Genomic DNA, 18,989 nt, shown 5'->3' with positions numbered 1-18,989 from the left:
GTCGAGGATCCTCCCCGTGCGGGGTGACCGGTGGCCCCAAGTTATCGCGCGCGACAGGCGCGCAGGGCGGGGCCGGTCATGCGCGGTCATCTGCTGTCATACGGCGTCGCGCGCCGCGCAGCGGGTGGCTTTTCAGAGCATGGAGCCGTAGCATGCGACGCGGTTGCCGTGCCGGGCGGGGCGTGTTTGCGAGCGACGACGACGGATGCTGCGCCTCCCGATAGCGGTCGAGCACTACGTCGATGAGTTGCCGCGGCGCCGCCGCGTCGGCGCGCAGCAGCGGTGCGGTGACGAGGTCGGCTCCGGCCGTTTCGGCGAGGCCCTGGAAGTAGCCGGGGGCCAGCAGATAACTGCTGAGCACGACCCGACGCCCGGGGTTCGCGGCGCGCGCCGTCGTGATGGCGGCGGCGAGGCGAGGCTCGGCCGCCGAGAGAAATCCGATGCTGACCGGGCGTCCGAGGGCCTGGGCGAGCCGCTCGGCGACCGCCCGGCAGTCCGCGACCGCCCGGGCATCGCTCGATCCCGCGGCGGCGAGCACGAGGGTGTCGTGCGCACGCAGGCCGGCCTCGGTGAGGCGCTCGCCCAGCAGTTCCACGAGCCGGTCGTCGGGTCCGAGGGCCGCGCCGAGCACGACCGAACGGTCGGTCGCGGCGCGCACCGCGTCGGTCAGGTCGACGTGCACGTGGTAACCGGCCGACAATAGCAGGGGAACGACGATCGCCGGGGCCGTCGCGGGCAGGGCGCCGAGCGTCGCCGGGGTGTCGGGCTGCTGCACGTCGACGAAGCCGAGCGTCGCGGTCAGGCACGGTGCGGCCGCCGCGACGGCCCGCATCAGGGTCGCCACGGCAGCCTGCCCGGCGGGCGCGTTCGTGCCGTGGGCGATGCCCACGAGAGCAGCGGCTGCCGGCACCCGGTCGAATGTCATGGCTTCAGTCTGTGGGACGACGGTCGCGATCCTCGCTGTGTTGCGCCAGGTTTCAGCGTGCCGTCACGCGAGCGGTACGTTGCTGCGCATCACTCCCTGCGGGTCGACGGTGCGCTTGATCTCGGCGAGGTGGGCGATGTCCTCGGGGGCCATGGCATCCGCTATCGTGAACGAACTTGAGAGCAGGGAGAGGGGCGAGCGGGGAACGGTTGTGCCCGCCGTTGCGGCCCGCAGCGGGTCGAACACGTGGTCGTCGACCTGTCGGCTCGGATCCATCAACAGCGCCGCGGCGAAGATGATGTACTCCGCGCTCAGGCTGCCGACCACTCCCGCGGGGGAATTGCCCCTGGCGTCCGGTCTGATGGCACCGCCGAGCGGACGCAGCTGGAGCATGGTCAGTCCTGCACTGCTGGCCGCGCGAAAGCCAGCCACGAGCGCGCCGATCGTGTCGGGAGTGACCTCCGTGAGGGTTGCGCCCCAGTCGAGCGCGGGCACCGGTTCGTCGGGATCGGCCGACACCTCACCGAGGCGGCTGATGGGAAACACCCGGGTCTGGTCCATGAGCGGCACCACCGACGTGAGGAGCGGGGCGAGCAGTTCGGCGCCGCGTGCCGCGCTGCCGACGAACACCACGTCCACGGTCGCGAAACTGTTGCCGCGCATGGGTTCCGGAACCATCTCGATGTCGGGCATATTGATGAGGCCGGCGAAAATGCTCAGCTCGTTGGGGGCATCCGCCATGATCGCGGCGACCTGCGTGAGTACGACCTCGGCCGAACCAGCGTCGAACACGAGCCGTCCGCCGAACAGTTCCGGGGCCTCGAACAGGTCGATTTCGAGCAGGGTGACCACGCCGAACAGCCCGCCGCCGCCGCGCAGGGCCCACAGCAGCTCCGGATTGCTCTCGGGGGTGACGCGGCACACGTCGCCGCGGCCGTCGACGAGTTCGACGGCGCGGATGGAGTGAGCGGCGAGGCCCTGCCAGCGGCTGAACCACGAGTGCCCGCCCGAGAGCAGATAGCCGGTCACGCTCACGTCGGGGCTGCTGCCGGCGAGGGCGATCAGACCGGTTCCCTCGAGCCGGGCCAGCAGCGTGCCCCAGGAGATGCCGCTGCCGACGCGCGCGACCCGGTGAGCGTTGTCGATCGTGATCTCGTCGAAGGCGCTCGTGCGCACGAGGATGCAGTCCGAACAGTCGTTCGTGGCACCGTGCCCGCGGGGCTGTACGGTCACCCCGAAGCCGCCGGCCCGGGCGGCGGCGAGAATGCGGGTCACGTCGTGCACGTCTCGCGGCGTGGCCACGGCGAGTGGATGCTGGTCGACGGACCTGTTCCAGGGACGCCGGGCGGTGTCCCAATCCGGGTCGCCGGGCCGCACGAGGGAACCGTGCAGGTCGGCGGCCAGATAGTCCAGAGCGGGCTGAAGCCGGGTTGAATTCGACATGGGTATTCCTTTCGTCATCGTTAGCAACGAAGGTACCGACCCTCGCCGCCCTAGGGTAGGGGTATGGCTGAACGCACCCCCTGGTCCCTGTCCGGCGCTCTGCGTGGAATGTTCGCGAAGAAGACGATCGATGCCGCGACCTGGGACGACCTCGAAGACGCTCTGATCCAGGCCGATTTCGGGCCGAACGTCACCGAGGTCGTCGTCGCCGAACTGCGCGCCAAGGTCGCCAGGTACAACACCACCGACCCGGCCGATTTGCAGCGGATGCTGCGCGAGGGCATCGAAGAGCGCCTCGCCGCCTACAACCCCACCCTGACCCTCAGCGAGCGGCCGGCAATCGTGCTCGTCGTTGGCGTGAATGGGGTCGGCAAGACCACCACGATCGGTAAGTTCGCGAAGTTTCTGCACACCTACGGCCGCACCGTCGTGATCGGCGCGGCCGACACGTTCCGCGCCGGGGCCGTCGAGCAGCTCGCCACCTGGGCCGAGCGCGCCGAGGCGCAGATCGTGCGGCCGCAGATGGAGGGCCAGGATCCGGCATCCGTCGCCTTTCAAACGGTGGATAAGGCCAAACGGGAGGGCATCGAGATCGTGCTGATCGACACCGCCGGCCGGCTGCAGACCAAGGGCGGACTCATGGACGAGCTCACCAAGATTCGTCGGGTCGTCGAGAAGCAGGCCCCGATCGCCGAGGTTCTGCTGGTTCTCGACGCGACGACCGGCCAGAATGGGCTTGCGCAGGCGGAGGCCTTCATCGAACATGCCGGAGTGACGGGCCTGGTGTTGACCAAGCTCGACGGTTCGGCAAAGGGCGGTTTCGTGCTCGCAGTGCAGGAGAAGACCGGTATTCCCATCAAGCTCGTGGGCCAGGGTGAGGGCATCAACGACCTCACCGGGTTCACGCCGCACGTGTTCGCGCAGAAGCTCATCGGATGACACGCATGTAGGCCCGCGCCCGCCCGACCCCAACTTTCCCCGACGCATCAAGATGATGAGGACTCACATGACCATCGAACACGACTTCTTCGGCATTCTCGGCAGCGACGACGACGGGGAGGTGTACTGGTCGGACACCGCCGAGCTCGGCGACGAGAGCGTCGAGGTCGACCTCAGCTCACCCGACGAGGATTCCGTGTCGGTCGAAGCGCTCGATATCGCTGCCGCGATGATCCACGCGATCGAAGAGGTCGACTCGCAGGCGCGCGAATCCCTCGTGGCCGACCTCTCCGCCGAGGGTTCGATCACGGCGAAGTACATTGACCAGCAGGTCGAGGAGCTGGGGCCCGAGGCGCTCGGCAACGCCCTGATCTGGGATTCCGGGGACCAGCAGATCGACTTTCTGCGGTCGCTGCGCCTGCAGCGGGTGGGTTTTCACCCACACCACAACGGCAACGAGGAGCACTTCGCGCTGCTGGACTACTCGATCAGCCCCGGCGACACCGACGCCCTGCTCGTGGTGACCATCGACATCCACGGCGACACGATCATCATCGCGACCGACAGCTGAGCCGCCGCCTCAGCGTTCACGACCGTCGTGCGGCCGAAAACTGCAGGTGCGCCCGACTCCGGCACCTCCAGCCGGTCATGCGCCCACACGCTGCACGTGCGCCCGTGATTGCGGGCGCACGTGCAGCGTGTGGGCGCACAAGCCGTCGTCTGCGCGGGTAACCGCTCTAGCCCAGCAGGTCCTTGCGACCGCGCAGCATGACGAAGGACACGGGTGCGGCGACGAAGATGACGATGGAGGCCCAGAGGAAGGCCGACTGGTATCCGCTGACCAGGGCACCGAACTCCACGGCCTGGGAGGAGACCTTGCCGATCAGGAACGAGCTGACGGCCGCCGTGTACAGGGCGGTGAACAGTGCCGTCCCGATCGATCCACCGATCTGCTGCATGGCGGTCACCGCGGCGCTCGCCGCGCCGGCGTCGTGTTCGGCGATTCCCGACAGGGCCACGTTCTGCAACGGAACGAAGATCATCGAGAGGCCGAGGCCCAGCAGGATGAGTCCGGGCAGCACCTCGACCAGGTAATTGCCTTCGACGGTGATGCCGGTCATCCACAGCAGGCCGGCCGCGCCGACGATCGGGCCGACCGTCATGGGGATGCGTGCTCCGATGCGGGCGAGGAACTTCGACAGCACCCCGGCGCCGATGGTGATGGCAACGGTCATGGGCAGTGAGGCGAGGCCCGACTGAATGGGCGTGTAGCCCAGCACGATCTGAAAGTAGAGGGTGAGAAAGAGCAGTCCGCCGAGCAGCGCGGCGCCCGACAGCAGCGCGGTCAGGAACGCTCCGCCGCGCGCTCGGTCGGCCATAATGCGCAGCGGCAGCAGCGGATGGTTCGAACGGCTCTCGAGCAGCACGAACAGCCCCAGCAGCACGAGTCCGAGGGGCAGGAAGACCAGCACGGGCCAGCTGGCCCAGCCGTTTTCGGCCTGGGCGAAGCCGAAGACGAGGGAGGCGAGGCCGAGGGCCACGAGAATGGCGCCGGGCACGTCGTACTTGGTGTTGCCGTGTGCCTTGCTCTCGCGGATCACGGGAATGGCGGCGGCAATCGCGATGATGGCGATCGGCACGTTCACATAGAGGCACCAGCGCCAGCTGGCGTATTCGGTCAGCACGCCGCCGAGGATCAGTCCGACGGCCGCTCCACCGCCGGCGATCGCGCCGTAGACGGCGAAGGCCTTGATCCGGTCCTTGCCGCCGGGAAAGTTCACGGTGAGCAGGGCGAGTGAGGCGGGAGCCAGCAGGGCGGCGAACAGGCCCTGCAGGCCGCGGGCAGCGAGGAGTTCCCAGGTGCTCTGCGCGGCCCCGCCGAGGGCGGAGGCGATGGCAAAACCGGCCATGCCGACAATGAAGGAGCGTTTGCGGCCCCAGAAGTCGGCGATCCGCCCGCCGAGCAGCAGCAGCGCCCCGAAGACCAGGGAGTAGATGGTGACGACCCAGGTGCGGTCGCCGTCGCTCATGCCGAGGGAGATCTGAGCCTGGGGAAGGGCGATGTTCACGATGGTGCCGTCGAGCACCACGGTGAGCTGGGCGAGCGCCACGATGGCGAGCAGCCACCAGCGCTTCGAGTTGGCTGGTTCAGAACTGGAAGGTATGACGGATGCTGCGGCCGCCGCCGTGGGCGGAGTCGTGCGTGTGCTGGGGTTAGGCATGAGGAGTACTCTACCGGCAGAACCGAACGAACTAGTTCGTTTTGTGTAAATTTCTGGGTATAGTCGAGTCATGGCACGCGACGGAGCAGACACCCAGACCCGCATTCTCGACGCGGCGCGCACCGAGTTTGCGGCCTACGGCCTGGCCGGGGCCCGCATCGATCGCATTGCCAGAAGCGCATCCGCCAGCAAGGAGCGCATGTACGCGTACTACCCAGACAAGAAGGCACTCTTTCTTGCGGTTCTCGACCTGAACCTGAGGGAATTCGCGAGCGCGGTCGTGCTCGTCAACAACGACCTGCCGGCCTTCGCCGGCGCGCTCTTCGACCACACCATCTCGCATCCGCAGCACCTGCGCATGATCGACTGGGCGCGCCTCGAGACCGACGGCACGCTCACGGCGAGCCTCGACGTCGTGGTGGGCTTTCGCGACGATCAGGTGCGGCGCATCCGCGCGGCCCAGGACGCGGGAGCGGTCGACCCGGCCTGGGACCCGATGATGCTCATGACCGTGATCTTCGGCATCATCTCGGCTTGGGTGCACGAACCCGGTTCCGAGGCGAGACGGGCCCCCCGGGAGCCCGAGATCGCTGACCGCCGCGCCAATGTGGTGCGCGCGGTCGGGCGACTCTGTCGGCCGTGACCGTCGATACCGGCCGAACTGCTACTGGATGGTGCCCTTCAGCGGGTCGCCGAAGGGAACATTCTCGAGCACGGTGACGTCGGTCGGCTCGGACTGCAGGCCGCGCAGCAGCGCGTTCAGCTGCGTCATCGGGGTGCCGGCGGCGTGCGCGGCGAGGTCGGCCGCTTCGCTCCAGCGTTCGATGATCACCACGTGGTTCGCGCTCCGGTGCGCGGCATAGAGTTCGCAGCCGGGCTCGTCGTGCACCTTCGGCGCGACCAGGGCGAAGGCGTCCAGAATCTGCTGCAGCTTGCCGGGCTGGGGAGTGAGCGTGGCAACGACGACGACCGACATGTGTTCTCCTCGTGAACTACCCGGCGATATGCGGGTGGTTCCACCGTACTGGTATGGCCGCAGCGGGCGGCGAATCGGGCCCGGTGACCGAAGAAGCCGTGAAGTTCCGTTAAACTAATCCAACTATGGCTACTTTTGGAAACCTCTCAGATCGTCTGGCCGAGACGTTCAAGAATCTCCGCACCAAGGGCAAGCTCACGGCGGCGGATGTCGACGGCACCGTTCGTGAGATTCGGCGCGCCCTGCTCGACGCCGACGTGGCCCTCGAGGTCGTCAAGGCCTTCACCGGCATCGTGCGCGAGCGTGCGCTCAGCGACGAGGTCAACAAGGCGCTGAACCCGGCCCAGCAGGTCGTGCAGATCGTCAACGAAGAACTCGTGCAGATTCTCGGCGGCACCCAGCGCCGCCTCGAGTTCGCGAAGAAGCCGCCGACGATCATCATGCTCGCGGGCCTGCAGGGCGCGGGTAAGACCACCCTCGCCGGCAAGCTTGCGAAGTGGCTCGCCAAAGACGGCCACACCCCACTGCTCGTCGCGGCCGACCTGCAGCGCCCGAATGCGGTCACCCAGCTCGAGGTCGTCGCCCGCCAGGCCGGCGTCGCCGTCTACGCGCCCGAACCGGGCAACGGCGTCGGCGACCCGGTCAAGGTCGCCCGCGACGGCGTGAAGTACGCCCTGCAGAAGGTGCACGACGTCGTCATCGTCGACACCGCCGGTCGCCTCGGCGTGGATGCCGAGCTCATGAAGCAGGCCGCCAACATCCGCAAGGCCATCGACCCCGACGAGGTACTCTTCGTCATCGACGCCATGATCGGCCAGGACGCCGTCGCCACGGCGAAGGCCTTCCAGGACGGCGTCGACTTCACCGGAGTCGTGCTCACCAAGCTCGACGGAGACGCCCGCGGTGGTGCCGCGCTGTCGGTCGCCTCGCTCACGGGCCGCCCGATCATGTTCGCCTCGACCGGTGAGGGCCTCGACGACTTCGAGCCCTTCCACCCCGACCGCATGGCCGGCCGTATCCTCGACCTCGGTGACATCCTCACCCTGATCGAGCAAGCCCAGGGCGCCTTCGACGAAGACGAGGCCCGCAAGGTCGCCGAGAAATTCGCGACCGACACCTTCACCCTCGACGACTTCCTCGGCCAGATGCAGCAGCTGCGCAACATGGGCTCGATCAAGAAGATGATGAGCATGCTGCCCGGCGCCGGCGCTATGAAGCAGCAGCTCGACAACTTCGACGAGCGTGAGATCGTGCGCACCGAAGCCATCATCCAGTCGATGACCAAGCTCGAGCGCACCACCCCGAAGCTGCTCAACGGCTCGCGCCGCCTGCGCATCGCCCGTGGCTCAGGATCGAGCGTCACCGAGGTCAACCAGCTCGTGCAGCGTTTTGACCAGGCCGCGAAGATGATGAAGACCGTCGCCCGCGGCGGCATGCCCAACATCCCCGGCATGGGGCCGATCCCCGGCGCCCCGTTCGCCGGCGGCAAGGGCAAGCAGGTACAGAAGAAGAAGGGCTCGAAGTCGGGCAACCCGGCCAAGCGGGCCGCCGAGAACGCGGCCCTCGCGGCGGGCGTCAAGCCGGTCACTCCGTCGACGGATGCCGCGGGTTCCGGCTTCGGCATCGGTGGCGGCGCCAGCACGGCCCAGCCCGGCAAGGGCAAGGCCGGCGGCCCGAGCGCCGAAGAGATGGAAGCCCTGCAGAAAATGCTCGGCCGCTAGCCCGCGCAGCCCCGCCTCGCCTCGCCACGTTCTGCCTCCCCGTCCCTGTGGCGAATTCAGGAAATTCGCGAGCGCGGGGCGACGGATGCCCGCAACCACGGGCATCCGTCACCGACGCCGCCCGGATTTCCTGAATTAGCCACACGTCGGCGGTGGGCGGGCGGGGAGATCAGGGGCGCAACCTAGGATGGCGGCATGACCTCACTGACTTCACCGACCTCAGGGGCGAACCGTCCGGCGCGCCTCGGCGTGCAGATCGCCCCGCAGCACGCTCCCTACGAGAAGATTCGCGACACGCTCACCGAGGTCGAGGCGCTCGGCGCCGACATCGCCTTCAACTGGGACCACTTCTTTCCGCTGTCGGGCGACCCCGACGGCCTGCACTTCGAATCGTGGACCATGCTGGCCGCCTGGGCCGAGCAGACCACCACGATTCAGCTCGGCGCGCTCGTCAACTGCAACAGCTACCGCAACGCCGACCTGCAGGCCGACATGGCCCGCACGATCGACCACATCAGCGGCGGCCGGTTCATCTTCGGCACCGGCGCCGGCTGGTTCGAGCGCGACTACGACGAGTACGGCTACGAGTTCGGCACACCCGGCAGCCGGCTCAACGCGCTCGACGACAGCCTGAACCGGATCGAGGCCCGCTGGGGCAAGATCAACCCGCCGCCCGTGCACGACATCCCGGTGCTGATCGGCGGTGGCGGCGAGAAGAAGACCCTGCGCATCGTCGCCCAGCACGCCGATATCTGGCACTCCTTCGGTGACCCGCAGGTTCTCGAACACAAGCTCGGCGTGCTGGGGGAGTGGTGCGACAAGGTCGGCCGCGACATGAGCGAGATCGAGATCTCCACCGAGTTGAAGACCCGCACGGTCGAGCAGGCCGACCAGCTCTATGACCTCGGTGCCCGCCTGTTCACGCTCGGCGTCTCCGGCCCCGCTTACGACCTCGCGCCGGCCACCGACTGGCTGGCCTGGCGCGACTCGAAGAACGCCTGATCCGCCGCGCTGGTGCCGCGAAAGCGGGTGACTCGTCGGTCTGAGCAGCTGAGGCCGACGAGTCATCCGCTTTCGCGCGATCAGGTGACGCCGGCCGGGCCGAAAGGGTCAGGCCGGCAGACCGAGGCGCAGCTCGCGACGCAGCGAGCGCACCACGGCGGGCAGGCTGCCGCCGGTCGCCGCGGCGACAGCGAGCTGGCGCTGGTAACTCGCGCCCTTGTCGAGGATCAGGTTCAGCTGCAGCAACTCGGTCAGGCAGCCGAGCCGCTCGGCGACCGGTGTGAGGGTCTCGATGAGCCGGCGCACATCATCCGTCACCAGACGCTCATGGCCGGCGGCATCGAGGATGATCTCGGCATCCATGCCGTAACGGGCGGCCCGCCACTTGTTCTCCCGCACGAACCACTGCGGCATGCGCGGCACCGCCTCGCCGGCATCGAGGCGAGTCGACATCCAATCCACGAGGCACTGAATGAGCGCCGCGATACCGCCGAGTTCCTCGGTCGTCGACACCCCGTCGCACACTCGCACCTCGATCGTGCCCCAGCGCGGCGAGGGACGGATGTCCCAGCGCACCTCGGTCACATCCTCGATCACTCCCGTGGTGGTCATGTCGTCGACGTAGCCTTCCCAGGCCTCCCAGTCGTCGAGGTCCCACGGAACCCCCGCGGTCGGCAGCTGCTGGAACATCAGCGAACGGTTGCTCGCGTAGCCGGTATTGACCCCCGCCCAGAACGGGCTCGACGCCGAGAGCGCCTGCAGGTGCGGGATATAGCTGAGCATGCCGTTCAGAATCGGGATGACCTTGTTCTTGTCCTCAATGCCGACGTGCACGTGGATGCCCCAGATCATCATGTTGCGTCCCCACCACTGGGTGCGGTCGATGAGTTTGTGATACCGCGGCTTGTCGGTGACCTCCTGGTCGAACCACTGCCCAAACGGATGCGAGCCGCTGCAGACGGGGTCGACGCCGAGCGGGTCGGTAATGGCGCGTACCTCCTCGACCTGGCCGGCGACATCCGCTACCGCGCCGGCGACCGTGTTGTGCACGCCGGAGACCAGCTCGACGGTGTTGAGCAGCAGCTCCTCGGTGATGTGCGGGTGGTGCGAGCCGTCAGGGCCGCGCAGGGCCTCGAGCACGTCGCCGCCGATTGAGCGCAGGTCGCCGGTCTGCTGGTCAACGAGGGCCAGTTCCCATTCGATGCCGATGGTGGAACGGGCGGATTGCGCGAAGTCGAGTGTCACGGGTGCTCCTTGCGCGGGTTTTCAGACGGATTATCGGAATGCGGGGATCTCTGGCAGAATGATCAGTCGTGATCTCTTCTGTCCGACCCTCTATCTAGACAGAAGAAGATCCCCTAGAGCTTATTGCCGAGTGTGCCCCCACGCTCACGGCCTCAGGTTCGCCAAACATAGAATCTACACAGGAGAATTGTGGCTGTTAAAATCCGTCTGAAGCGCATGGGCAAGATCCGTGCACCGTACTACCGCGTCGTCGTCGCCGACGGTCGCACCAAGCGCGATGGTCGAGTGATCGAAGAAATCGGCATCTACCACCCCACGCAGAACCCCTCGATCATCGAGATCAAGTCTGAGCGTGCGCAGTACTGGCTCTCCGTCGGCGCCCAGCCGACCGAGCAGGTTGCTGTCCTCCTCAAGCTGACCGGCGACTGGGGAATCTTCAAGGGCGACAAGAACGCCAAGTCGACCGTGAAGATCAAAGAGCCGAAGGTTGCTTTCGTCGCTGACGAGAAGAAGAAGCCGGTTCTGCGTCCCAAGGCTGACAAGCCCCTCGTCAAGGCCGAAGAGCCCGCCGAGGCTGCAGCCGACGCGACCGACGAGGCGTAATTTTGCTCGCTCCCGCGCTTGAGCACCTCGTCAAGGGGATCGTAGATCACCCCGACGATGTGCACGTTGCCGAAAAAAAGTCCCCCCGCGGCGATGTCCTCGAGGTTCGGGTGAACCCCGAGGACCTCGGCCGGGTCATTGGCCGCGCCGGTCGCACCGCGAAAGCATTGCGCACCCTGGTGGCGGCTCTGGCCGACGGCAAGCGCGTACGGGTCGACGTCGTCGACACCGATTTCTGAGCCGGAGATGAGTCCGGTGAACGACACAGCAGTTATCAGTGCGGCAGAACCCCAGCCGCAGTTGCGGGTGGGACGCCTGACGAAGGCGCACGGCCTCAAGGGAGCGATCAAGCTCGAATTGTTCACGGACGACCCGGGGCGACGTTTCGTCCCGGGCGCCGTGTTCACGCTCCAGGTACCGACCGGCAGCAGCTGGCATGGTAAGACCATCGAACTCGTCGAGTTGCGCTGGTACAACCAGCACGCCGTCGGGTTTTTCAAGGATGTCCCGGATCGCGAGACGGCAGAAACGCTCGCCAAGGCCATCCTCTGGATTGATCAGGATTCCGCCGAGCAGCCCGACGAGGAAGACGCCTGGTACGACCACCAGCTGGTCGGCCTCGCCGTGCACCGTGACGGCGTCAAGATCGGCACGATCGCGCGGCTCGAGCACCTGCCCGCGCAGGACCTGCTGATCGTGAAGACCGCGTCCGGCGAGGTGATGGTTCCTTTCGTTAAAGCGATCGTGCCCACCGTCGACGTGAAGACCGGCATCGTGACGATCACGCCGCCGCCCGGACTGCTCGAGGAGCTGCCGGACGAACCCGAGTTGCCCGAGGAACCCGCGACTTCTGAAGCCGAGGCTTCCGAACTTCCGTAGCTTGTGCTGTCGATAGCTGACAGCTGTGCGCGTGCCACCCCGCTCTAGCGGCCTCGCCCGCTCACAGCTGTCACGTATCGACACGCTCTCGGTCACCGCGGCAGGTTCAGCCCCGCGCGCCGGTGCAGACCCTGCCAGCGGTGCTCGCCGCGCCGTGCGATCGCAAGAATGGCCGCCTCCACCCTCTCCCACGACTCCATCACCTGCCGATACGTCACGCGCACCACGACATAGCCGCGGGTCACGAGTTCGAGGTCCCGGGCTCGGTCCTTCTCGTACGACGCCCAGTCCGTGTGGTGCAGCCGGCTGTCGAGCTCGACGATCAGCCGTTCACCGACGAGCAGGTCCACCCAGCCGACTCCCTCCACGAGCCACTGGCTGCGGACCAACAGGCCGTGCGCCCGCAGGTGCAGTCGCGCGAGGGTCTCCAGGCCCGAACCGCAGCCCGGGTCGACGAGGCGCAGCATCCACTCGTGCGACACCGGGCCGCCGGTCAGCGCGGACTCAAGTCGGTCCCAGCTCAGTTCATTGCGGTTCAGCAGCGAATCGAAGGCGACGATCGCGTGATCGCGGGGCAGGCAGGTCGCCAGACATCCGGCGGCGTCATCGATGAGTTCGGTGGGTGCTTCCGGGTTGCGGATCGGACCGCGCCAGTGCGTCACAACCGACGGATGTCCCCGCCACGTTCCCAGGGCATCCGCCCGACTGTCGGGTGAACGCAGGCTGGTGCGGGTGCGGGGAACCACGACGTGCAGGCGCTCATCGGGCATCAGCCAGAGTCCGAGCCCACGCAGCAGCGAGACGCAGCCGAGCCGGCCACCGACCCGCAGGGCGCGTACGGTGTCGCTCTGGTTGCCGGTCAGGCAGTACCAGCCCGTACGGATGCGGTGCAGATCGCCCGTCGCGACGGCCCGTTCCAGCACCTTCTGACCGACCCCGTTTCGGCGCAGGGTGGTGGCGTGCGCGACCCCGCCGAGGGTGAGAAGGGTGCGGGCGGCTTCGATCATGCGCTCAGTGTGGCGGTTCGGGGCGCAGCGCGGGGTTCCGGACACGATCTCGATCGGGGGCTTGTTGCGCGGGGCTTGTTGCGCGGGGCCTGTCGAGCGGGGCTTGTTGCGCGGGGCTTGTTGCGCGGGCCTGTCGATGCGTGACAGCTGTACGGGCGCGACCCCGGTATAACGGCCTCGCTCGCTCACAGCTGTCACTTGTCGACACGCCCCGCATTCACCCCGCCTGCACCGCGCCTCACAGCGGCCCGCCGGCACCCTGAGGTGCCCGAAACACCCGGGCCACCCGGCAGAAACCGGCCCGCATCGCGCGAGACCTACCGTGGAACCAGGCCCCACCGGGCCGGTTTCCCCGAAAGGCCGCCCCATGACGTACGTCACCCCCACCCGCCTGATCGACGCCGCCGTAGAGGCCGGCGTCGCCAAGGCGAACCTCAGCTTCGGCCAGCTCCTGGCCCGCGGCACCCTCGCCGGCGCGATCCTCGCCTGCGCCACGACGCTCGCCTTCACCGCGACCGCGCAGACCGGGCTGCCGCTCGTGGGGGCACTGATCTTTCCGGTCGGCTTCGTGATGATTGTGCTGCTCGGCCTCGAACTGGTCACCGGCAGCTTTGCGCTGATTCCCCTCGCCGTACTCGAGCGCCGCACGACCGTGCGGCTGATGCTGCGCAACTTCGGTGTCGTCATCGTCGGTCACCTGCTGGGCTGCGGCGTGTACGCGGGCCTGTACCTCGCGACGATCACGCGGATGGGAACCGACCAGACGCATCCGCTCGTCGCGATGCTGATCGAGGCGGCCGAGGCGAAGACCACCGGGTATGGAGTGCTCGGCGCGAGCGGCATCGCCCTCGTGGTCATCAAGGCAATTCTCTGCAACTGGATGGTCGCCCTCGGCGCCATCCTCGCGCTCACCTCCACCTCCACGGGTGGCAAGATCGTGGCCATGTGGCTGCCGGTCACCATGTTCTTCGCCCTCGGTTTCGAGCACGCGGTCGTGAACATGTTCGTGATTCCGGCCGGTATGCTGCTCGGCGCCGACGTCGGTATCGGCCAGTGGTGGGGCTGGAACCAGACACCGGTCCTGGTGGGCAACTTCATCGGCGCCGTGACCCTGTGCGCCGGACTGCTCTACTTCTCGCACCGGACGCGCGTCCAGCGAGCGGATGCCGCAGCCGAAACCCTCGAGGCCGGCGCGGCCGAGCCGGTGCTCGCGACCCGGTAGACCCGCATCCGCTGTGTGAGGGGAGCGGTCTTGTCGATCAGTGACAGCTGAGCGCGCGCGACCCCGCCATACGCACGTCGTGCGCTCACAGCTGTCACTAATCGACAGAAACCTACACGTCGAGCCGGTACCCGCGCTTGACGACGGTTGCGATCAGTCCGGCGACTGGCAGCGCCTGCCGCAGTCGGCCGAGCGAGACCTCCATGGCATGGTCGTCGGTCGTGCCCGGCAACGCCTGGGCGAGCTCGTCGCGGGACACGACCGCTCCGCGGGCGGCGACGAGGGTGCGCAGAATCGCGAGCGCGGTCGGCGGCAGCGCGATGCGCTGGCCGCCGAATTCGACGACCGCTCCGCGCAGGGCGAGCGGCCCGTGGCGCGTCTCGATCCGTTCGATTCCCACCAGTTCGAGCTGTTCGCAGACCAGCCGAATCAGCGCGCCCATGCGAAAACGGGTCGGCTGAATCGGATCGATTCCGGCCGCCAGCAGGGGAATGGATGTCACCGGGCCGACGGATGCTGCCCTCACGTTGGTCTGCAGGGCGGCGATGAGCGCCGGGTAGACGCCCATTCCCTCGGCGGCCCCGAACAGGGCGTGTACCGAGGGCGCGCTCGTGAAGGTGACGCAGTCGAGCTGCCTGGCGCAGATCGCTTCGATGAGCTTGTAGACGCGTTCATCGGTATCGTCGACCGCGATCCAGCGGTACGGCGCGACGGTCAGCACGCGGGCGTGCACGGCGCGCAGCCGATCGAGCTGCGCTTCGTCGGTGTGGCCGTGCACCTGGATGCCCACGGTCAGGCCTGGCGGATACTCAGCCAGTACCTTGTCAACGAGCGAGGCCGTCGTCTCGGTGTCGCTCATGCCGGAGTCGTTGAGCCCGGTCGCGCGAATGCCGCCGCGTGCCTTGGGGCCGCGCACCAGAATCGTGGTCTCGGCCAGGGCTTCCGTGAGCTCATGTCCGAGGCCGTCCATCTCGGCGACCTCGAACCAGCGCCGCACGCCGTAGCCGGTGGTCGCGAGCAGAATGTCCGGTCGGGCGGCGATCATCGTGCGGGTATCGTCGAGCAGCGGACCGTCCTGCTGCGAGTTCGCGATGCGCAGGGTCGGGGCGTGCACAACGCGCGCACCGCGACGCTCGAAGGCGTCGATCAGATCGCTCGAACGGCGGTCGCTCGTCACCCCGATGCGAAACCCTTCGAGCTGGTCGGGTTGAAAAGCGGTCACCTGAACGTCGGCCAGGTCGGCAACGACGGGAGGTTCGGTGGGTTCGTTCGGCATCAGTCCGCCGCTGCGAACTCGCCGGCGCGACGCAGCAGATCATCGGCGCTGAGATCGCCCCGATAGGCGAGCTTCACGACCTCGCCGATGACGAGCACGGCGGGGGAGGTGACACCCACCCGGGCAGACTCGAACAGAACGGTTCCGAGCTGGGCGATCGTGGTGCGCTGGGTCTGGCTGAAACCGCGTTCGATGATCGCGACGGGCATCTCGGCCGACATTCCGTGGCGCAGCAGACCCTGGCTGAGGGTCGGCAGGGTGCCGACGCCCATGAGTACAACGATGGTGCTGCCGAGCAGGGTCAGGCCCTCGAGCTCCCGGTCGGTGAGGGGGGCGTGGCCGCTCATCACGGTGAAGCCGTGGCTGAGGCCGCGGTGAGTGAGCGGAATTCCGGCGGCGGCGGGCACCGCGATGGCACTCGTGACACCGGAGATCACGGTCACCGGAATGCCGTTGCGGTGGCAGGCGAGCACCTCTTCGCTGCCCCGCCCGAAGACGTACGGGTCACCGCCCTTGAGCCGAACGACTCGGGCACCGGCGAGGGCGTGGTGCACCAAAAGCGCTTCGATGTCGGTCTGTGAGATCGCATGGTTTCCCGGATGCTTTCCCACGTTGATGAGCACGGCCTGCGGCGCGAGGGCGCGCAAGGTCTCGTGCGGCGCCAGCCGGTCGTAGAGCACAACCGTGGCGCAGCGCAGCGCCTCCACCGCGGCCACGGTCAACAGTTCTCCCGCTCCGGGTCCGCCACCAACCAGGGTGACGATGCCTACGGGGTGCGCGTCCGGTTCGGTCAACCCTGAATTTCGGGCTGTCATTGTCACTCTCCTCGAACGGGAATACGGCTTCCACTTAACAGAACAGTACTCGAATCGGCCCGTTCGTCAGCGGTGGCCGGTCGTAATTGGTCACGTTCGACGACGCGGGCGATGCTCGGGTCCGGCTCGATCGGCGCATTGACGAAGGAGCGGAATCGGCGCAGACGCTCGGGGTCGGCGAGGGTTGCCGCCCACTCGTCTTCGTAGGTGTCGACGTGCTTCGCCATCGCGGCTTCGAGCTCCTCGCCGAGACCGAGGCTGTCGTTGATCACCACATCGCGCACGTGGTCGATACCGCCGTCGAGATCTTCCATCCAGCGCGCGGTGCGCTGCATCCGGTCGGCCGTGCGGATGTAATACATCATGTAGCGGTCGATGTAGCTGATCAGGGTGTCTTCGTCGAGGTCGCTCGCGAGCAACTGGCCGTGGGCGGGCTGAAAGCCGCCGTTGCCGCCGACGTACATGTTCCAGCCGAGGTCGCTGGCGATGACACCCACATCTTTGCCGCGCGCTTCGGCGCATTCCCGGGCACAACCGGAGACGCCGAACTTGAACTTGTGCGGCGCCCGCAGGCCGCGGTAGCGCAGCTCGAGCTTGATGGCGAGCGCCACCGAGTCCTGCACGCCGAAGCGGCACCAGGTCGAGCCGACACAGGACTTCACGTTGCGCAGCGCCTTGCCGTAGGCCTGGCCGGATTCGAAGCCCGCGTCGACGAGAACCCGCCAGATGTCGGGCAGTTGCTCGAGCCGGGCGCCGAACATGTCGATGCGCAGCGCGCCGGTGATCTTGGTATAGAGGTTGAAGTCAGCAGCGACCTTCGCGATCACGGCAAGCTTCGCGGGGGTGATCTCCCCGCCCGGGATGCGGGGGACGACCGAGTAGGTTCCGTCCTTCTGCATGTTGGCCATGGCGCGGTCGTTGGTGTCCTGCAGCGTGCCGCGGCCGGCATCGAGGATGTAGGCGGAGTTCTGGCTGGCGAGAATGGAGCCGACGGCGGGCTTGCAGACGTCGCAACCCCGGCCGGTGCCGAATCGCTCGAAGACCTCCTCGGCGCTCGTGAGCTCGAGCACCCGCACCGACTCGAAGAGTTCCTGACGACTGAGCTCGAAGTGCTCGCACAGTGCGTGCGACACGGTCTGGCCCGATTTCGTCAGTTCGGCCTCGAGCAGCTTCTTGATCAGCGGCACGCACGAGCCGCACTGGGTGCCGGCGCGGGTGCAGGTTTTGAGGGCGCCGAGTTCGGTGCAGGCCTCGGCGTGATCTCCGCGCGCCGCCTCGCGCACGGCTCCGGCGGTGACCATGTTGCACGAGCAGACGAGGGCGTCGTCGGGCAGTTCGTCGCCGCCGGGAGCCTCGGCACCGGCGGCAGAGAGGTACGCGGCGGGTTCGCTCGAGAGCTGGCGGCCGACCAGCGGGCGCAGCGCCGAGTAGGGGGTTGCGTCGCCGACGAAGATTCCGCCCAGCAGGGTCTTGGCGTCGTCGGTCACGACGAGCTTCTGGTACAGGCCGCGGGCCGGGTCGGCGTAGACGATCTCGAGGGCGCCGGGCGTCACCGCGAGGGCGTCGCCGAAGCTCGCGACGTCGACCCCTGACAGCTTGAGCTTGGTGGCGTCGTCGACGGTCGTGAACGTCGCGGTTCCGCCAAGCAGTCGGTCGGCGACGACCTCGGCCATGGCGTTGGCGGGGGCGACGAGGCCGACGCAGCGGCCGCCGAAGCTCGCGACCTCACCGATCGCCCAGATGCTCGGGTCGCTGGTCTGGCATTCCTCACTGATCACGATGCCGCCGCGGGTGCCGAGATCGAGGTGGGCGTCACGGGCGAGTTCGTCGCGCGGGGTGATGCCGATGGCATAGACGACGATGTCGGCGTCGATGGTCTCGCCGGAGCCGAGCGAGACGCCGGTGACGACCGGGGCATCCGCGTCGACAGCGTCCGGGTCGACAGCGTGCGTTTCGACAGCGGCCGGGTCGACAGTGTGCGTTTCGACAGCGTCCGTTTCCGCGCGCCGGGGCGCGCTCAGAATGGCCGTGGCCCGGGTGCCGAGGTGCAGCGTGAGGCCCTGCGCGGTGATCAGACGGCCGAGGGCCTGCCCGCCGCCGGCATCGAGCTGCGCCGACATGAGCCAGGGGCCGGAATGCACGAGGGCAGCTTCGCCGCCGAGGCGGTGCAGACCGCCCGCGGCTTCGAGCCCGAGCAGCCCGCCGCCGGCCACGACGACCTTTGGTGCGCGCCCGAGCGTCAGGGTGAGCGTGGCCAACTCGGCGACGAGGGCATCGACGTCGTCGAGCGTGCGGTACACCCGAATGTGTTCGGAGCCTGGCAACGGGGGCACCGGGGCGCTCGATCCGGTCGCGAAGACGAGGTCGTCGTAGGGCACGGTGTGACCGAGGGCGGTCGTGACGGTTTTCGCGTCGCGGTCGATGCTGTCGGCCCGCTCACCGATGCGCAGACTGATGCGTTCGGAGTCCCAGACGCTGGTGGGTTCGAGGGTGAGGTCGATCTGTCCGGCCAGGCGCTGGCTGAGCGCCACCCGGTCGTAGGGCAGGTGCTGCTCTTCGGCGATCACGGTGACGGCCAGGGCATGGTCGGTATCGCGGGAGTGCAGGGCATCCGTCAGCCGGTGGGCGGCCGGGCCGCCGCCAATGATGACAACGCGGCGGGCCGGGGTGGCAGAGCCGGCAACAGGAGCAGGAGAAGAAGAGAGCATCAGCGT

General features: G+C 67.8%; 18 protein-coding genes. 9 read left to right on the top strand and 9 right to left on the bottom strand.

Annotated features, from left to right (window positions below; genetic code table 11):
* Window positions 1–76: 76 nt before the first annotated feature.
* A complete protein-coding gene (locus E3T55_RS02260) occupies window positions 77–925 on the bottom strand; it encodes a sirohydrochlorin chelatase (RefSeq protein ID WP_134517936.1) in 849 nt (282 codons plus the stop codon).
* A gap of 63 nt (window positions 926–988) precedes the next feature.
* Entirely contained in the window at window positions 989–2,368 is a 1,380-nt protein-coding gene (locus E3T55_RS02255; RefSeq protein WP_166791645.1) for an FAD-binding oxidoreductase, read from the bottom strand.
* Between the two features lie 63 nt (window positions 2,369–2,431).
* On the opposite strand from E3T55_RS02255, the gene ftsY reads away from it, so the two are divergent.
* Entirely contained in the window at window positions 2,432–3,307 is an 876-nt protein-coding gene (ftsY, locus tag E3T55_RS02250; protein WP_134517934.1) for a signal recognition particle-docking protein FtsY, read from the top strand.
* 67 nt (window positions 3,308–3,374) lie between these two features.
* Complete coding sequence (locus E3T55_RS02245; protein ID WP_166791644.1) at window positions 3,375–3,878, top strand: DUF2004 domain-containing protein; 504 nt, start codon at window positions 3,375–3,377, stop codon at window positions 3,876–3,878.
* Window positions 3,879–4,044: 166 nt separating this feature from the next.
* On the opposite strand, the gene E3T55_RS02240 is transcribed toward E3T55_RS02245, so the two are convergent.
* The gene (locus E3T55_RS02240; protein ID WP_174775416.1) at window positions 4,045–5,529 is read right to left on the bottom strand and encodes an MFS transporter; all 1,485 of its coding nucleotides are present in this window, start codon (window positions 5,527–5,529) and stop codon (window positions 4,045–4,047) included.
* A gap of 70 nt (window positions 5,530–5,599) precedes the next feature.
* On the opposite strand from E3T55_RS02240, the gene E3T55_RS02235 reads away from it, so the two are divergent.
* Window positions 5,600–6,172 (top strand): TetR family transcriptional regulator, encoded by a 573-nt coding sequence (locus E3T55_RS02235; protein ID WP_134517931.1) that lies wholly within the window; start codon window positions 5,600–5,602, stop codon window positions 6,170–6,172.
* A 21-nt stretch (window positions 6,173–6,193) separates the two neighbouring features.
* Here the strand turns inward: E3T55_RS02235 and E3T55_RS02230 are convergent, their stop codons facing one another.
* Complete coding sequence (locus E3T55_RS02230; RefSeq protein ID WP_134517930.1) at window positions 6,194–6,505, bottom strand: putative quinol monooxygenase; 312 nt, start codon at window positions 6,503–6,505, stop codon at window positions 6,194–6,196.
* 125 nt (window positions 6,506–6,630) lie between these two features.
* Between E3T55_RS02230 and ffh the strand changes: the two genes are divergently transcribed.
* The gene (ffh, locus tag E3T55_RS02225) at window positions 6,631–8,226 is read left to right on the top strand and encodes a signal recognition particle protein (RefSeq protein WP_134517929.1); all 1,596 of its coding nucleotides are present in this window, start codon (window positions 6,631–6,633) and stop codon (window positions 8,224–8,226) included.
* Window positions 8,227–8,421: 195 nt separating this feature from the next.
* On the top strand, window positions 8,422–9,228 hold the full coding sequence (locus E3T55_RS02220; RefSeq protein WP_134517928.1) for an LLM class F420-dependent oxidoreductase: 807 nt from the start codon (window positions 8,422–8,424) through the stop codon (window positions 9,226–9,228).
* 108 nt (window positions 9,229–9,336) lie between these two features.
* Here the strand turns inward: E3T55_RS02220 and E3T55_RS02215 are convergent, their stop codons facing one another.
* On the bottom strand, window positions 9,337–10,473 hold the full coding sequence (locus E3T55_RS02215; protein ID WP_134517927.1) for a glutamate--cysteine ligase: 1,137 nt from the start codon (window positions 10,471–10,473) through the stop codon (window positions 9,337–9,339).
* A gap of 189 nt (window positions 10,474–10,662) precedes the next feature.
* Here E3T55_RS02215 and rpsP point away from each other — a divergent pair, with 189 nt between their 5' ends.
* From rpsP to rimM, 3 genes are read left to right on the top strand one after another with little or no spacing between them, the layout of a single operon-like run.
* Complete coding sequence (gene rpsP / locus E3T55_RS02210) at window positions 10,663–11,076, top strand: 30S ribosomal protein S16 (RefSeq protein ID WP_134517926.1); 414 nt, start codon at window positions 10,663–10,665, stop codon at window positions 11,074–11,076.
* 2 nt (window positions 11,077–11,078) lie between these two features.
* On the top strand, window positions 11,079–11,315 hold the full coding sequence (locus E3T55_RS02205; RefSeq protein WP_119976672.1) for an RNA-binding protein: 237 nt from the start codon (window positions 11,079–11,081) through the stop codon (window positions 11,313–11,315).
* A 7-nt stretch (window positions 11,316–11,322) separates the two neighbouring features.
* Window positions 11,323–11,955, top strand: a complete 633-nt coding sequence (rimM, locus tag E3T55_RS02200) for a ribosome maturation factor RimM (protein ID WP_174775415.1) — start codon at window positions 11,323–11,325, stop codon at window positions 11,953–11,955.
* 92 nt (window positions 11,956–12,047) lie between these two features.
* On the opposite strand, the gene E3T55_RS02195 is transcribed toward rimM, so the two are convergent.
* Window positions 12,048–12,962, bottom strand: coding sequence for an endonuclease domain-containing protein (locus E3T55_RS02195; protein WP_166791643.1), 915 nt, complete (start codon window positions 12,960–12,962; stop codon window positions 12,048–12,050).
* Window positions 12,963–13,329: 367 nt separating this feature from the next.
* On the opposite strand from E3T55_RS02195, the gene E3T55_RS02190 reads away from it, so the two are divergent.
* Complete coding sequence (locus tag E3T55_RS02190; protein WP_134517924.1) at window positions 13,330–14,184, top strand: formate/nitrite transporter family protein; 855 nt, start codon at window positions 13,330–13,332, stop codon at window positions 14,182–14,184.
* A gap of 112 nt (window positions 14,185–14,296) precedes the next feature.
* On the opposite strand, the gene E3T55_RS02185 is transcribed toward E3T55_RS02190, so the two are convergent.
* Genes E3T55_RS02185 through nirB form a run of 3 tightly spaced genes read right to left on the bottom strand, consistent with a single transcriptional unit; the run spans window position 14,297 to window position 18,983 of the window.
* Window positions 14,297–15,460: a uroporphyrinogen-III synthase gene (locus E3T55_RS02185; protein ID WP_134517923.1), complete on the bottom strand. Its 1,164-nt coding sequence runs from the start codon at window positions 15,458–15,460 to the stop codon at window positions 14,297–14,299.
* Window positions 15,460–16,275 carry a uroporphyrinogen-III C-methyltransferase gene (cobA, locus tag E3T55_RS02180; RefSeq protein WP_134517922.1) on the bottom strand — a complete coding sequence of 272 codons (816 nt, stop codon included), beginning with the start codon at window positions 16,273–16,275 and terminating at the stop codon, window positions 15,460–15,462. Before cobA ends, E3T55_RS02185 begins: the two co-directional genes overlap by 1 nt.
* Before the next feature lie 2 nt (window positions 16,276–16,277).
* Window positions 16,278–18,983: a nitrite reductase large subunit NirB gene (gene nirB, locus E3T55_RS02175; RefSeq protein ID WP_134517921.1), complete on the bottom strand. Its 2,706-nt coding sequence runs from the start codon at window positions 18,981–18,983 to the stop codon at window positions 16,278–16,280.
* Between the last annotated feature and the right edge of the window lie 6 nt (window positions 18,984–18,989).

It is taken from the genome of Cryobacterium frigoriphilum (genome assembly GCF_004403305.1).
In the GTDB taxonomy this organism is placed as follows: Bacteria; Actinomycetota; Actinomycetes; order Actinomycetales; family Microbacteriaceae; genus Cryobacterium; species Cryobacterium frigoriphilum.
The sequence above is the reverse complement of the archived record's forward strand: the minus strand, read 5'-3'. Positions and strand labels throughout refer to the sequence as shown.